The 16,004-nt window shown below is 68.0% G+C and carries 4 protein-coding genes; all 4 read left to right on the forward strand.

Features of this window, described 5'->3' with window-relative positions; genetic code table 11:
- Positions 1 to 22: 22 nt before the first annotated feature.
- The 4 genes from J2S53_RS17375 (at position 23) to J2S53_RS17390 (ending at position 15,986) form a co-directional block, all read left to right on the forward strand.
- A complete protein-coding gene (locus J2S53_RS17375) occupies positions 23 to 982 on the forward strand; it encodes a chlorinating enzyme (protein ID WP_456241850.1) in 960 nt (319 codons plus the stop codon).
- Between the two features lie 64 nt (positions 983 to 1,046).
- Positions 1,047 to 1,922 carry an alpha/beta fold hydrolase gene (locus J2S53_RS17380; RefSeq protein WP_456241851.1) on the forward strand — a complete coding sequence of 292 codons (876 nt, stop codon included), beginning with the start codon at positions 1,047 to 1,049 and terminating at the stop codon, positions 1,920 to 1,922.
- A gap of 158 nt (positions 1,923 to 2,080) precedes the next feature.
- Complete coding sequence (locus J2S53_RS17385) at positions 2,081 to 2,746, forward strand: Crp/Fnr family transcriptional regulator (RefSeq protein ID WP_456241852.1); 666 nt, start codon at positions 2,081 to 2,083, stop codon at positions 2,744 to 2,746.
- Positions 2,747 to 2,858: 112 nt separating this feature from the next.
- Positions 2,859 to 15,986 carry an amino acid adenylation domain-containing protein gene (locus tag J2S53_RS17390; RefSeq protein WP_456241853.1) on the forward strand — a complete coding sequence of 4,376 codons (13,128 nt, stop codon included), beginning with the start codon at positions 2,859 to 2,861 and terminating at the stop codon, positions 15,984 to 15,986.
- The last annotated feature ends 18 nt before the right edge of the window (positions 15,987 to 16,004 follow it).

A 16,004-nucleotide genomic window follows, 5' to 3' on the forward strand; every position in this document is an offset into this window, starting at 1 on the left:
GAACCGGCATTGGAGTTTCGACATGACCACGGAAAACATCACCACCAACCGCGAATTCGCCCTCAGTGAGCAGGAACTCGCGCAGTTCCACGCACGTGGGTTCCTGGGGCCGTTCAAGGTGTACGAGCCGGAGGAGATGGAGCGGATCTGGCGCAAGGAACGCATTCGGCTCATGGACCGGGAAAAAGCGGTTTACCAGGACGGTGCCGCCGAGTCCGGCAACACCAACATATCCAACTACGACCGCCATCTCGATTCGCGGGTACTGGCCGACCACGTGACCGAGCCCGGCATCGTGGACCGGGTTTCCAGTGTGCTCGGCCCGGACGTGCTGTGCTGGCGTTCCGAGTTCTTCCCCAAATACGCGGGCGACGAGGGTACCGACTGGCACCAGGCGGACACCTTCGCCAACGCCTCGGGCAAACCGCAGATCCTGTGGCCGGAGGGGATCGAGGACTTCGGGGGGACCATCACCGTCTGGACGGCCTTCACCGAAGCCGACGAGGAAACCGGCTGCCTTCAGTTCATTCCCGGGACGCACCAGACGATGTACTACGACGAGACAAAGCGGATGCACTACGACCCGGACACCATCAACCGCTCGGTCAAGGACGGGGTGCGCCGCGGCTTCTTCGGATACGACTACCGGCAGCTGCAGAAGGACCCGGACTGGAAGCCGGACGAGGATCAAGCCGTCTCGCTCGTGATGCGTCCTGGTGAGGCGATCATGTTCTGGTCCACTCTCATGCACGCCTCACGACCGCATCTGGGCAATACCGACAACATGCGCCTGGGATTCGCCGGGCGTTACGTACCCACATCGGTGCGGGTCTATCCCGACACCGAGATTCTCGAGGAGTACGGCGGCAGCGTCAGCCTGGACCGGTACGGCTCGGTCCTCGTCAGTGGCCGGGACCGTTACGGGCACAACCCCCTGGCGACCGAGACGACCCGCGGACATCCCTTTCGGCACCGTCCCTGACCAACCCCCTCGTGCTTCGGGCGTCTCCGGACGGGACGTCCGGGGGGAAAGGAACTCGGTAATCATGGCCGTCGGAGCACCAGAGGATTTCGGATCGGCGTGTGTCGCGGCCCCGGACGGGGCCCTGCTACCGGTACGCACCGCCGGTGATCCGGACGATCCGGCCGTGCTGCTCGCCTCGGCGTGCGGTATGCCCGCAGGCCTGTGCGATCCCTGGGCCGGCCACCTGGCACGTGACCATTACGTGCTCACCTGGGAGACCCGCGGAATGTTCGGCGACGAGCGAAACGGCCGGACGGTGTGTGCCGCCGCGGAGTTCGACCGGCTGGGCACCGGTGTCGAGCACCAGGTCGGGGACATGCTAGCCGTTCTGGACGGTTACGGGATACGTGACGCCCACGTGATGGGGCTGTGCGGCGGCGCTGTACTGGGGTTGCGAATGGCAGCGGATCATCCGGACCGAGTGACCTCGTTGAGCTTGTGGCACGGCGACTACGAGCTCGGGGCGGATTGCCCGAAGACGAGCCATCAACGCAATCTCCAGGCGTTGATGGAGATGGCGGCGGAGAGCCGGGACAGTGCCGCGATGGTGCAGAGCACCGTTCGCGACACCGCCACCGACGAGCTGCCCCCCGAGATCGCGGAGATGGTGCGTTATCCCTACCGCGACTCCGAACTGCTCTACCGGTACTGCCGGTTGAACGGTGCCCTGATGGCGCACGACGTGCGTGGACTGCTGAGCCGGGTCGAGCAGCCCACGCTGGTGGTCACCAGCGAGGACGACCACACCGCGCACCCCGCGGGGTCCCACGCCGTGGCCTCGGGACTTCCCTCGGCCGAGCTGTACGTGGCTCCGCACGGAAACCACCTGTCGCTCTTCGCCGCGGGCGGGGAGCTGACGGAGATCGCCGGACGTTTTCTTCGGGAGAGAGGTGGGTGACGAGTTTTTCCTGGAGCCGCGCCGGATGTTCCGCTGGAGTGGTGCTGACGCAATTCTTGAGCACGACGGGACGGCGCCCTGGAATGTCCACAATTTACTTCGTCTGGTTTGTACTGTAGTGGTGTCGCGCTCAGGGGACCTACCCAAACGGAGTGTACATGTCGGATAAGCGGTCAGAATGCGGGTGGTACAACCGCCTGCTCGAAGCTGCCGGCTCGGGAATACGAGAGGATGTTCTGGAGAGGGGCGAGAACATCTACACCTGTGGTAAGTCCGATCCGGTCGTCTACCTGGTTTCCCGCGGTCAGGTGAAGAGTTCGATGCTCTCCCAGTCCGGCAAGCGCTGCCTGTTGGCGATACACACCGCGGGGGATCTGTTCGGCGAGAGCTGTCTGTTGAACGCGGAACGCTCCGAGGAGGCGACCGCCATGACCGAGGTGGTGCTCAAGCGCATTCCGAGTGACCGCTTCCTCGCCGCGCTCGCGTCGAACGGAGCTCTGGAGGAGTTCGTCACCTATCTGGTGGGACGTATGGCTGAGCAGCAGCAGGTGATCACCAATCTGGTTACCGTGGACAGCGAGAAACGCCTCGCGGCCACGCTGCTCAGGCTGGCGAGGAAGCTCGGGCGGCGTGACACCGACCGGCTGCTGATAGAGCAGTACATCACGCAGGAAGAACTGTCCGGAATGGTCGGAACGACCAGGTCCAGGGTGGGTTATTTCCTGAAACGCTTCCGTGCGGACGGTTTTATACGTACGTTGCCGGGAGCTTTTATCGAAGTGAACGAAGCGCGTCTCAACAAGTATCTACAGCTTTCTGTCTGAATCCGGGAAAACCGTTCTCGTGCGGGAGTTCGCTCGTCCGCGTTCATCCTGTCGGGATATCACCGGGGGCAGTGGATCCGCTCTTTCGGAGAATTTGTGCGGGGTTGTTGTCGTGACATCGACGAATGATGCCGGGTGGATGGCGGCCCGTGCGGACATCGGGGACACGGAATCGGTGGTACGTGCCGTGCTGGCCGGAGTGCTTCCGGAGGACGCCGAACCGTTGTGGGACACGCCGTTGCGGGAGCAGGGAATGGACTCCCTGGGCGCCACTCGCCTGTGGTTCGAGCTGAAGCGTCACTTCGGCGTCGAACTGCCGCCGGACCGGCTGGGAGAGTGTTCCGGGGTACGTGAACTCGTGGAGCTGGTCGCCTCGGAGCTCGGTTCCGGGGCTCGTAACGAATCCGAGGACACTGCCGCGGCGATGGCGGCAGGCGGGATCACCGACGAGTCGGACGTGGCGCTGCCGTTGACCCCGATCCAACAGTCCTACCTGGTGGCGAAGGAAGCCGGATTCGGGCCCGATTCCCTCGGATGTCACCTATACCGGGAATTCACGGTGGAAAACCTCGACCCGCGACGGCTGCGTTCGGCGTGGGACCGGGTGGTGCGTCGTCACGAGGCGCTGCGTACCGCGATAGGTGCGGACGGGCGACAGCGAGTACTGGACGAGCCGTTTCCCTGGGACATGCCGGTCCACGACATGTCGGGCAGCGACGAGCGAAGCGTTCACCGCAGGCTGCGTGAAGTGCGGCACTCGTTGTCCCACCGTGGTTTCCCCGTCGGGGACGGGCCACTGTTCGCCATCGAGGTCACCCATGTCCCAGACGGGAGCAGTACGGTGCACTTCGCCCTCGACGGTCTCTTGACCGATGGTGTCGGGCTGGGCTTGTTGTTCGAGGACTGGTGGAACAACTACCTCGGCGGGGCCGAGGAAACCGGGGCCGGCGAAACCCCGCGATCGGAGGGGGAAGCTCCCGGGCTGGGCGAGTGTCTGGACGCGTTGCGGGCCGAGCGATCGGGGCAACGCTACCGCGAGGATCTGGACTACTGGACCGAGCGCCTCGCCGAGCTTCCCCCGGGACCCGGACTGACGCGGGTGTCCGAGTCCCAGGAACCACCCGCGGACGGCCCCTGTCCGCTACGCACTCCGATGAGCGGTTCGCTCGACGCCTCGGACTGGGCGGCTCTGTGCCGTGCCGCCCAGCGGGCAGGCGCTTCCCCGACCACCTACGTGTTGGCGCTGTTCGTCGAGGCGCTGTACCGCAACGGGGGGCGGTCGTACTGCTCGTTGGTGCTCACCACGAGTTTCCGTGGCATGCTCCCCCACGGTTCCGAGCGAACGGTGGGGCCGTTCACCTCGACCACGGTCCTCGCGGTCGACGCGTCGATCGGCCGCTCCCGGGCGGAAACCGCTCGTGACATTCACCGCGAACTCTGGCAGGACCTCGCCCACTCCCGGGTGAGTGGGGTGGAAGCCCTGCGTGTCGCCAGAAGACAGTCACCGCCTGTGGTCTTCACCTCCTTGCTCGACTCCGGGGCACGGGAGCCGGGGAGCGGTGGCTTCGCCGATTCGGTGAGCTATGCGGTGAGTCAGACCACCGGCGTTTCGCTCGACCACCAGATGTGGGAGCAGGACGGAGCGCTGCACTACCGCTGGGACGTGGTGCCCTCGGACTTCGAACCGGGAGTCGTCGAGAACCTCTTCGCGCTGTTCGGGAACATACTGCTCGACGCCGCGAGCGAGCAGCGTGAGGGGAGCGTCGAGCACGCGCTCAATCCGTTGCAGCAGGCCTACTACGTGGCACGTTGCACCGACATCGGTGAGGCCGCCGGTTGGAACGGGTGCCAGGTTTGTCACTCGTTTCACGTGTCCGAACCGGATCCGGAGCGGCTCGAATCGGCGTGGCTCCGGCTGGCCGCGGCCCACCGGATGTTGCGCGGCACTGTCGGCTCCGAGGGAGTGGTACGCACGAGCTCGGAGCGGCCGACCCGCCGCCACATTCCCGTGCTCGACACCCGTGGTCTCGCCGACCCCGCCGAGACGGTACAGCTCATGCGGGAGGAGATGGTCGCACGGGCGTACCCGCTGGATCGCGGTCCGCACTCCGATCTGCGGCTGACGATCGAGGCCGATGGTTCCGGCACGGTGCACTGCGCGCTCGATCTGACGCTGTTGGACGGCCCGAGCATCCATTTCCTGCTGCGCGAGCTCGTGCGACTGTACGAGGATCCCACGGCGGCTCCGCGCGCGCACCCGTCCGGGGAGACCGGGACGACTTCCGAGAACCCGCCGCCGGACGCCGCGACTCGCCGGTCCTACTGGCAACAGCGGGTAGCCGAGTTGCCTCCCGGGCCGCGGGTGGATCCCCCCGCCGCGGGCACTTCCCGACGGAGGGTCAGGTACGACGGCCTGCTGACCGGCTGGCGGGCGCTCCGGGACCGTGCTGCGCAAGCGGGACTCCACGGCGACGACGTGCTGCTCACGGTGTTCGCCGAGGTTCTCGCGGAGCGGTTCGACGCGCCGTTCACGCTGCCCGTGGTGCGGTGGAACCCCCGGTCCGCTCCGATGCGGCCGGGTGAGTTCACTGAATTGAGCTGGGTGGCCCGGAGCGCGGACGAATCGGTTCCCGCCGAACGAGCACGGCGATACCGACTGACCGTCGACGAGGACGTTCGGCACGCCGGATCCGACGGTCTGGCAGGTCTCGGTGAACTGCGTCGTCGCACGATGAAGGAGCGGGGCGGGTTCGAACTGCCGGTCGTCTACACCGGAATCCTGCGGCTCGGCGACTCCCCGTTGCCTTCCGGGGTGCGCCCCGGCCACTGGCTCACCTGCACCCCCGGCGTCTCGCTGGACTGCATCGCCATCGAGGAAGGCGACGAGCTGCGGTTCCACTGGGACGTCGTTCTGGAGGACTTCGCGGTGGAAACCTCCGGCGGAACCGATGACACGCCCTCGGTCGCGGAGTTGTTCGAACGCTACCGGAACCGGTTGCGCGAACTGGCCGCGGGCGAGACCGAGTGGTGGGAGGGAACCCGCCGAACCGCCGCGATGACGCGCGAAGCGGGGTGCGCGGACGTGGGCGGGCCGGAGCACGTCCACCGGCAGGACATCGGGCGGGATATCGGATCGGCCGCCGAGCAGCGGCGGTTGTTGCTCGCGGGCGAGGGTGCCGTCGTCCCCTTCTCCGACTCGGCGCCGGTGCACACCTTGTTCGAACAGCACGCGCGACAGCGTCCCGATGCCACTGCGGTGCGCTGGTCCGGCGGTGTCATGACCTACGGGGAGCTGAACCGGCGTGCCAACGGGCTCGCCCGCCGGCTCCGCGAACTCGGGGTGGCGGCCGAGACGCCGGTGGGCATTCACCTCGCTCGTGGCCCGGAGATGGTGGTGGCCGTTTTCGGCGTGCTCAAGGCGGGCGGTTTCTACGTTCCGATGGATCTTTCGCTGCCCGTCGAGCGCATCGAGCATCTCGTCGAGGATACCCGGCTGAAGTACGTGCTCACCGACGCCGAGCGTTCCGATCCGGCACTCCCGCCGGGATTGGTGCCGTTGGACGTCACCCACGTACAGCCGTCCGAGGCGGGTGATCCCGAGCCCGTCGCCGATGTGGACAACACGGCCTACGTCATCTTCACTTCCGGCAGCAGCGGACGTCCGAAGGGTGTGGCCGTCACCCACCGGCCGCTGCTCAACCTCGTCGACTGGTGTGACCGAAACTGGTGGTTCGGCCCCGGTGACATGGGGCTGTGCGTCACTTCGCTCGGATTCGACCTCTCGGTGTTCGACATACTCGGGTTGCTCGGTAGCGGTGCCGCGCTCTACGTCACCGACGACGAGCAGCGCAGGGACCCCGAGCTGCTGCTCGAACTGCTGTTGCGGGAGCCCATCACCTTCTGGAACTCGGCTCCCACCACGCTCAATCAATTGGCACCGCTGTTGCCGGACGCACGCGGTTCCGAGGGGACGTCCTCGTTGCGGCTGGTTTTCCTCAGCGGCGACTACACTCCGCTACCGCTGCCGGACGAGATCCGTGCCGCTTTTCCCGGCTCGGTAGTGGTCAGCCTCGGCGGTGCGACCGAGGCGACCGTCTGGTCCAACTTCTACGTCGTCGGTGAGGTGGACCCCGAATGGCGGAGCATCCCGTACGGCAAGCCCATGGACAACGCGGTCTACCGCGTGCTCGACGAAGAGCTGTCGCCCTGCCGTGCGGAGGTGGCGGGCGATCTCTACATCGGTGGTGAATGTCTGAGCACGGGCTATCACAACCGCCCCGCGCTGACGGCGGAACGCTTCGTTCCCGATCCGTACGGACCACCCGGCAGCAGGCTCTACCGTACCGGGGACCGTGCCTGCTGGATGTCCACAGGGGACTTGCGTTTCCTGGGGCGGGCCGACAGCCAGTTCAAGATTCGCGGCTTTCGGGTCGAACCGGGCGAGATCGAACACCGGTTGCGGGAGCACGACGCGGTCAAGGACGCGGTGGTGGTTCCCGGCGGTGCCGCTTCCTCCGACGAGAGACTGGTCGCGTTCCTGCGTGCCGATGTCGCCGACCCGCCGGGAATCTCTGGAATCAGATCGCACTGCGCCGCGACACTGCCCGATTACATGGTGCCCAACCAGGTCGTGTACCTGGACTCCTATCCGGCGACCGGGAACGGCAAGCTCGATCGTGACCGCCTGCTGGAGATGGCCGAGGGACGGAGCGGACAACAGGACGAAACGCTCGCCAGCGCAGGGGACGCCAGCGCAGGGGACGCCAGCGCAGGGGACGCCAGCGCAGGGGACGCCAGCGCAGGGGACGCCAGCGCAGGGGATTCGCCACCGGTGGAGCTGGTGGGCGAGATCGCGGAGACGTTCGCCGCCTATCTCGACGACACGGCGATCCGCCCGGACGAGGATCTCTGGGACATGGGCGCGACCTCGTTCACCATGGTCCGTGTCTCCGGCGAGCTGCGCAGTCGTCACGGTGTTCGGGTTCCGGTGGCGGTGCTGTTGGAGAACCCGACCGTCAACGGAATAGCGAGATGGCTGGCACCGAGACTCGCGGAATCACCCGGAACCGAGCAAGGTGAGACCACTGCCGGAACGGATGACTCCTCCCGGACATCGTCGCCGCCCGCCCCCGAGGAGGACGGGCCCGAACCCGTGGATTTCTTCTCGCGGGAGTCCAGGGACGCGTTCAAGTCTGGGGAGTGGAACCGGCGACGTCCGCTTCCGGGCGAGGAATCCGTGCCGCTGTCACGGTACGGTTTCGCGGCGCAGCAGTTCACCTGGCGTTCCAGCCACCGTGAGTTCGGCGAACGCTGCCTGCCGCTCGAATCCTTCACACGGTTGCTGGAGTTGCTGGCCCACGGAAGTGGTGCCGAGGGCGGGCGCAGACTCCACCCCTCCGCGGGAGACACCTACTCGGTGCAGGTTTACCTGCATGTGCGGCCGGAGGCCGTCGAGGGCCTCTCCGGTGGCCTCTACCACTACGAGCCGTACGAGCACGCGTTGTGGCGTATCAGCCGGGAACAACCGCTCACCCGCAACGAGCACTTCGTGCACAACCGGCCGCTGTTCGACGCGGCCGGATTCGGCATCTACCTCGTGGGGCGCGAGGACGGCATAGCGCCGATCTACGGTGCCGACGCCGAGCGGCTGCTCATGCTGGAAGCGGGTTACATGGGCCAGCTGCTCATGTCCGGGCAAGCCCGCTCCGGGATCGGGCTCTGTCCGATCGGCACGCTCTCCTTCGAGCCGCTGCGGTCGGCCTTCGGTCTGAAGAGCTCCGATGTCTATCTGCACGCGATGCTCGGTGGCCCCGCCGAGCACCCCTCGACGGCTTCGGACGGTTCGTTGCCGAACTACACCGCTCCCGCGGCGGAGAAGAGCGGACAGCTCGCCGAGCCGAGTGCCGCCCGGGAAACTCGGGGGGAACGTGCCGACGAGGTGGCGGTCGTCGGCGTGGCGGGCCGCTATCCCGGGGCCGAGAATCCCGAACAGTTGTGGCGGAACCTCCTGGAATCCCGTGCTGCCATCCGTGACGTTCCTTCCGGGCGTCGCGCCACCGTGCTCGGGGAGGACGCCGGAACCGGCGGGCCGCCGGGCGGCTGGCTGTCGAATGTGGACACCTTCGACGGGCTGCTGTTCCGCGTGTCCCCGGCGGAGGCGAGGACTCTCGACCCGCAGCTGCGGTTGTTGCTCGAAACCTGCTGGGAGTGTTTGGAACACGCGGGCCACACCCCCACCTCGCTGCACGAAGAGGCCGGCAGGGTGGGGGTCTTCACGGCGGGGATGTGGCAGGACCATCAACTGACGGGTGCCGCCGCCTTCGCCGGGGGCGGGAACGCGGACATCTCGGCGACAGCCTCCGAGACGGCCAACAGGATCTCCGCGGCCTTCGACTTCCGGGGCCCCAGCGTGGCTGTGGACACTTCCTGCTCCGCCGCGTTGACCGCACTGCATTTGGCCTGCGGGAGCCTGCGCGACGGGGAATGTGACGCCGCGCTGGTGGCCGCGGTCAACCTGTTCACCCATCCCTACCACCTGGGGGTGCTGCGTCGGCTCGGTTTCACGGCCGAAGTTCGTTCACCACGTGCCTACGACGCCGAGGCCGCGGGCTGGACCCCGGGCGAGGGGGCCGGAGCCGTACTGCTTCGTCGCTCCGCCGAAGCGCTTCGCGACGGCGACACGCGGTTGGGCGTGATCGAGGGGACAGCGCTCGGGCACACGGGGAGCCGGAGTCGATTCGCCACGCCGTCCGCCGCCGCGTTCGAGGAGTCCCTGCGGGCAGCGCTGCACAACGCGGGACGCGAGCCGTTCGAGATCGACTACATGGAGTGCTCGGCATCCGGGGCGGCGTTCTCCGACGCGGCCGAGGTCGAGGCGGTCTCGCGAGTGTTCGGCGCCGCCGGTTCGGAACTGCCCGCGGGCACCGTCAAGCCCCTGATCGGCCATCTCGAAGCCGCTTCGGGGATCTCGCAGTTGACCAAGGTGCTGTTCCAGATGCGGGACCGTCGGTTGCCACCCACCCCGCTCGCCGAACATCGCAGCGCGCTGCCACCTTGGGAGGAATCCCCGCTGCGGTTCGCCGATCGATCTCTTGCCTGGAACTCCGCCGTGCCCGACGGCACGGTACGCGCGGTGGTCAACGCGGTCGGTGCCACCGGCTCCCACGGGCACGTGGTGCTTCGTTCCGTCCCGGACGAGCCGCACGCTCCACGCCCCGCGAAAACCGGGTCCTCGGCAGGCACGGTCTTCGTGCTCTCGGCCCAGGACGAGGAGCGGCTGGCGGAGTACGCCCGTGTGACGCACCGGGACCTCGCTCGTCGTGTCGAGACCGGCACTGCCCCCGCACTGCGCGATGCCGCACACACCTCGCGGCGGGGGAGGATCGCGCTGCGCCATCGGCTCGCCGTGGTCTGCGAGGACTTCGACACCCTGTTGGAGGGCTTGGACGCCCACGCGTCCGGCCGTCCGCATCCCCGTGTCGTCACCGGAACGGCGACCCACGGGCAGGAGGGTGAGCAGGCGAACGAAGGGCTCGCCCCCGGCCCGGTCGAACCGGCGCACCTCGCCCGGGCCTGGGTGGCGGGAGCCGAAGTGGACTGGGGGGCGCTCGCCGACGGCGATTCCGCGAGACGGATCGTGCTGCCGACCTATCCGTTCGCGTCGAAACGGCTCCCCGACGAGCCGGAATCCGCTCCGACCACCGACGAGGTGTCCACGGTCGTGGCCGATGCCGTGCGTTATCTGCGGAGTCTGTTCGCCGAGATCGCCGAACTGGACGAGCGGAGTGTCGACGTACACGCTCCGCTCGAAGACTACGGGCTCAACTCGTGGCTGGTCACGAGGCTGAATGAGCGACTCGTCCGGGACTACGGTTCCGGGGTCGCCCGCACGCTGTTCTTCGAGTGCCGCACGCTGCACGGTGTGGCCACCGCCTTGGCCGCCCTGGGGGACGCTCCCCGTCGTGCGGATACCGCCACGGCCCCGTCGCGCGTGCTCACACCGTCCTCGTCCGACTCGGGGGAGTCGGACTCGGGGTCGTTCGTTCCCTCCGACACCTCGACCGAGCCGGTGGCGATCGTCGGGGTGGCGGGACGTTATCCGTGGGCCGATTCCCCGGAGGAGTTCTGGCGCAACCTCTGCTCGGGCGAGGACTGCGTCACGTCGTTCCCCGCCGAGCGACATCGGGAGGGATGGCCCTCGCCCGAGACCATGCGCGGTGGTTTCCTTCGCGACGTCGCCGCCTTCGACGCCGCGGTGTTCGGCATCGTGCCGCGTGACGCTGAGCTCATGGACCCACAGGAGCGGTTGTTCCTCGAAGTCACCAGAGAGGCGTTGGAGGACGCCTGTTGCCCGCCCGACCTACTGCACGAGTGGTACTCCGGCCGGGTCGGGGTCTTCGTCGGATCGATGTACAACGAGTACCCCTACTTCGGCATCGAGCACGCGTGGCGAACCGGATCACCGATGCCCACCGGATCCGCCCTGGCAGGTGTGGCGAACCGGGTCTCGCACACCTGGAACCTGCTCGGCCCGAGCATGACCGTCGACACCATGTGCTCGGCCTCGCTGACGGCGTTGCACCTCGCGGTGGAGAGCCTGCGACGCGGTGAGTGCGCTGCCGCGATCACCGGCGGGGTCAATCTCTCGTTGCATCCGAACAAGTTCGTGCAGCAGTCGAGGCTCGGAATGACGTCCAGCGATGGACGCTGCCACGGTTTCGGCGCGGGTGGCGACGGTTTCGTGCCGGGTGAGGGAGTCGGCGCGCTGCTGCTCAAACCCCTGCGAACCGCCGTCGAGGACGGGGATCGGGTTCACGCCGTCATCAGGGGCACCGCGGTCAACCACGGCGGCAGAACCAACGGCTACATGGTGCCCGACCCCGCCGCACAGGCGAGTGTGGTGCGCTCGGCGTTGCTCCGGGCCGGAGTGGAACCGGAGACCATCGGCTACATCGAGGCCCACGGCACCGGCACACCGTTGGGGGACCCGGTCGAGATCGAAGGGCTGCGCGCCGTGTTCGGCGATCGGGACGGCGATCTCGGAGAGTGCCCCATCGGATCGGTCAAGTCCAACATCGGTCACCTGGAGGCGGCGGCAGGTGTGGCCGGGCTGACCAAGGCGTTGCTTCAACTGCGGCACGGCCGGTTGGTTCCGAGCCTGCACGCCGAAACGCTCAACCCCAACGTGAACTGGAGCGAGGTGCCGTTCCGGGTGCAGCGGGAGAACGCACCCTGGCCTGCCCGGCACGACGGTGTCCCCAGGAGAGCCGGGGTCAGTTCCTTCGGTGCCGGGGGCGCCAACGCCCACGTCGTCCTGGAGGAGTACCCACGCCGACTCCGGGACGCCGGTTCCGCCGCGACGGAGGACGAGGACCGGGACCGGGCGGTGCTGCTTTCCGCTCGTACGCCGGAAGCCCTGCGCAGGCTGGCCGGTCGTCTCGCCGAGTGGTCGTGCGGGGCCGGCCACGCACGACTGGCGGACGTGGCCCACACGCTCCGGGTCGGCCGCGAACCCATGCGGGAACGGCTGGGGATCGTGGCCTCGGACCTCTCGGACCTGCGTGCCTCGCTGGAACGCTTCCGAAGCGGTGGGCGCTCGGACCCCGACACCGGGATATTCACCGGACGAACCGCGGCCAGAGGTGAGTCCGTCCCGCCGGAACTCGTGGGAAGGGACTTCGACCGCGCCACGGCATCCGAGATCGCCGCTCACTGGTCCGAGGGCGGTCTTGTGGACCGAACCAGGAACCGGAACGCCGACGGTCCGCGACTGCTCTCGTTGCCGACCTATCCCTACGAGTCGGAACACCACTGGTTCCCGGAAGCCGGTTCCACGGCGACCGATCGGAACGCGCCCGGCGTCGATCCGGTGAACGCCCCAGGGGAAGCGTTCACCGGTTCCGGGACGACCGAAGTCCCGCTGTACCGCAGGCACTGGGAGCCCGCTCCGGTCGAGTCCTCCGAAGCGCTCCCCGCCGCACGACGGGTGTTGTGTCTGTACCGCGACCAGGTGCGTCCCGTGGCCGAGACGCTCGCGGAGCTGTTCGGGCGAGTGGGAACGACCGTGGATCTCGCGCGGGAGGACACCGTTGACCCCGCCGGGCCGCCCGGGGACTACGACGGTGTCGTCGATCTGTGCGACCTGCGCCGTCCCCACCGGGACCGGTACTGGACGAACAGGCTCACGGTGTTGCGACGGTTGTTGGACGTTCCGCACCGCCCGTTGCGGCGAGTGATGCAGGTGACCAGCGGTCTGTTCGGGGCGGACGGACCACCGCCCAATCCGGCGGGGGCGCGGCTGGCCGGGTTCGTGCGGATGCTGGGGGCCGAGTACGACGGCGTGCGATCCGAGGTGTTCGACACCGACGCTGACGTCGACGACCCGTCGACCGTGGCCGGAGACATCCTGCGCGAGTGGTCCGTGGCAGGCGGTGAGAGCGAGGTCCGCGTTCGCGACGGCGAGCGTTCGACGCCCGCGCTACGGCGGTGGTTCCCCGCTTCCGAGCCCGTCGAGCTGGACCCAACCCGTTCCTACCTGGTGAGCGGTGGGACGAGCGGTATCGGTGCCGCGGTGGCCGAGCACCTGGTGCGCAGGGGAGCCAGGAGTGTCGCGCTGCTCGGACGTCGTCCGTTACCGCCCCGTGAACGTTGGGACGATCCCGGTCTCGACTCCGGAACCGCCGACACCGTGAACGGGATTCTCGCTCTGGAGAGGTCCGGCGCGACCGTTCTGGTCCACACCGGATCGGTAACCGACCGGCGCTCCGTCGCGGACTTCCTCGGCAGGGTGCGGTCGGAGTCCGGTTCGATCGCGGGCGTCGTGCACTGTGCGGGGGTCTCCTCCAGGGGGAAGCCCGCACTGGTGCACAAGGACCTCGTCGACATCGACGAGGTCGCCGAGCCCAAGGTCGAGGGTTTCGAGGTCCTGGCCGAACTGTGCGCCGATGATCGCCCGGACTTCTTCGTCGGATTCTCCTCGCTCTCGGCGGTGCTTCCCCGGCTGGCGGTGGGGATGGCCGACTACGCCGCCGCCAACACCGCGTTGGACCTGCTCGCTTCCGTGCGGGCTCGTTCGGGTGAACCGTGGCATCGCACGATCGACTGGCCGGTGTGGCTCGAAAGTGGAAGTGGGGCGGAATACGCCGGAGCATGTGAGGCACTCGGCATCGGCTCCGTGACCGATTCCGAGGGGATGTCCGTACTGGACGCTGTCCTGGCCGCTGACTCCCCGGGGAGCGTGGTGGTCCGGCCCGAGGTCCGGAAGGTTTCCGAGAGGTCGTGCGGGCGGGACGACTCCGCGGGGTCGGTGCTTGGTTCGGTGGGAACGCGGGACGCGGACAACCGGCACGTCTCGTCCGCGCGGGATCGCCCGAGCACGGTTTTCCACTCCCCGGCCGAGGAGTCCGGGCCACGCTTACCCGGTTGGCTGGCCGAGGTGCTCTCCCGGCGAACCGGGGTTCCGAAGGATCGGCTGGAGCCCGACGAGACCTTTTCCGACATGGGGGTCGAGTCGGTGATGCTGGGCGAGCTCACCTCCGACATCGAAGGCGAACTGGGTGTCCCGGTGGATCCCGCGTTGCTGTTCGACCACCCCACTCCGGGCGAACTCGCCGCGAAGCTGCGGGAACACGTCGTCGCTTCGGAACGCTCCGAGGACCCGGCGGACGACGGTGCCGTACCGCATGAGAACGGTGCCGTACCGCATTCGGCCGCCACGGCGGGCGCGGCGCCCGATCCCGCGGCATCGGGCGAGAGCTCGGACAAGGTCGCGATCATCGGAATGTCCTGCCGGTTCCCCGGGGCGCCGGACCTCGACACCTTCTGGACCAATCTGCTCGCCTCCCGATGCGCCGTGACGGAGGTTCCCGCCACTCGCTGGGACGTTTCCACGTTGTACGACCCGTTCCGGCGGAACGGTGGATCGATGAGCAAATGGGGAGGTTTCGTCGAGGACATCGAGTTCTTCGACGCGGAACGGTTCGGACTCTCCGATGAATCGGCGATGTCGCTCGATCCGGCCATACGGATGTGGTTGGAGGGAACCGAACACTGCCTCGCGGACGCGGGGTACACCGCTGACGAACTGGCCGGGCGCGACATCGGGACATTCGCCGGAGCCAGGATGTCGGGGTACCGAACCCGTGCCCGCGCGCGGGGACTGTCGCCCGGGCTCGGGGGCGATCAGAACTTCATCGCCGCTTGGGCCGCCCATCAGTACGACCTCAGAGGCCCGACCTTCGTGGTCGACAGCGCTTGTTCCTCCGCACTGGTCGGACTGCAGCTCGCTTGCCGCAGCGTGCTCTCCGGCGAGTCCGAGGCCGCGTTCGCGGGCGGCGTGGAAGTGCTGCTCGACGAGGAACCCTATCTGGAGTTCAGTGCAGCCGGAGCGCTGTCGTCGCGCGGCGTGTGCGCCACCTTCGACGCCTCCGCCGACGGTTTCGTTCCGGGGGAGGGCATGGGCATGGTGCTGCTCAAATCGTTGGACGCCGCCGTTCGTGACGGTGACCGCGTGCACGCGGTGATCGATGCCGTGGCCGTGGGCAACGACGGCAACACCATGGGGCTGACCACCCCGAACCCGGAGGCCCAGGCGGATGTCGTCCGCAAGGCGTTGCGACGGGCGGGCAGGAACGCACGGGAAATCGGGCTGATCGAGGCACACGGCACGGCGACCCGCATCGGTGACCCCATCGAGCTGCGTGCGTTGTCGGAGGTGTTCCGTGCGGACACCTCGGACACCGGTTACTGCGCGATCGGCAGCGTCAAGTCCTCGGTCGGACACCTGCTGAGCGCGGCGGGAATGCCCGGCCTGATCAAGGCCGTACTCGGCGTGGAGCACGGAACACTGCCGCCGACGCTGTTCTGCCGGGAGCCCAATCCACGGTTCGACTTCGGCTCTTCCCCGTTCACCCCTGTCACGACTCCCGAGCAGTGGTCCGTCGGGGACGGGCCACGAATCGCCGGGATCAGTTCCTTCGGACTCGGCGGCACGAACGCCCACGCCGTGGTCAGCTCGTTCGAATCGCCACGGGGCGTAAGGGGGGAGCGAGTACGAACACCGTTGCCCGCGCCGAGGTTCCGACGTCGCAGGCTCTGGCTGGACCGCGACGACGGTTCGGCGCGGTCGGTGTCGAACGACGAGTCCGGCACCGGAACCGCACCCCCTCCCACGGCCGGTGAGAACGGTGCCGCCACCGATTCCGGGCCCGGCGAGGCGTCGATCCTGCGGCTGCGGTTTTGACGCGCCCGCGCCGAAACG

It is taken from the genome of Actinopolyspora lacussalsi (genome assembly GCA_030803735.1).
GTDB classification, from domain to species: Bacteria; Actinomycetota; Actinomycetes; order Mycobacteriales; family Pseudonocardiaceae; genus Actinopolyspora; species Actinopolyspora lacussalsi.

Excerpts from the sequence above, each read along its gene's own strand:
- J2S53_RS17375 (WP_456241850.1), top strand. The coding sequence starts at position 23 with ATGACCACGGAAAACATCACCACCAACCGCGAATTCGCCCTCAGTGAG.
- J2S53_RS17380 (WP_456241851.1), top strand. The coding sequence starts at position 1,047 with ATGGCCGTCGGAGCACCAGAGGATTTCGGATCGGCGTGTGTCGCGGCC.
- J2S53_RS17385 (WP_456241852.1), top strand. The coding sequence starts at position 2,081 with ATGTCGGATAAGCGGTCAGAATGCGGGTGGTACAACCGCCTGCTCGAA.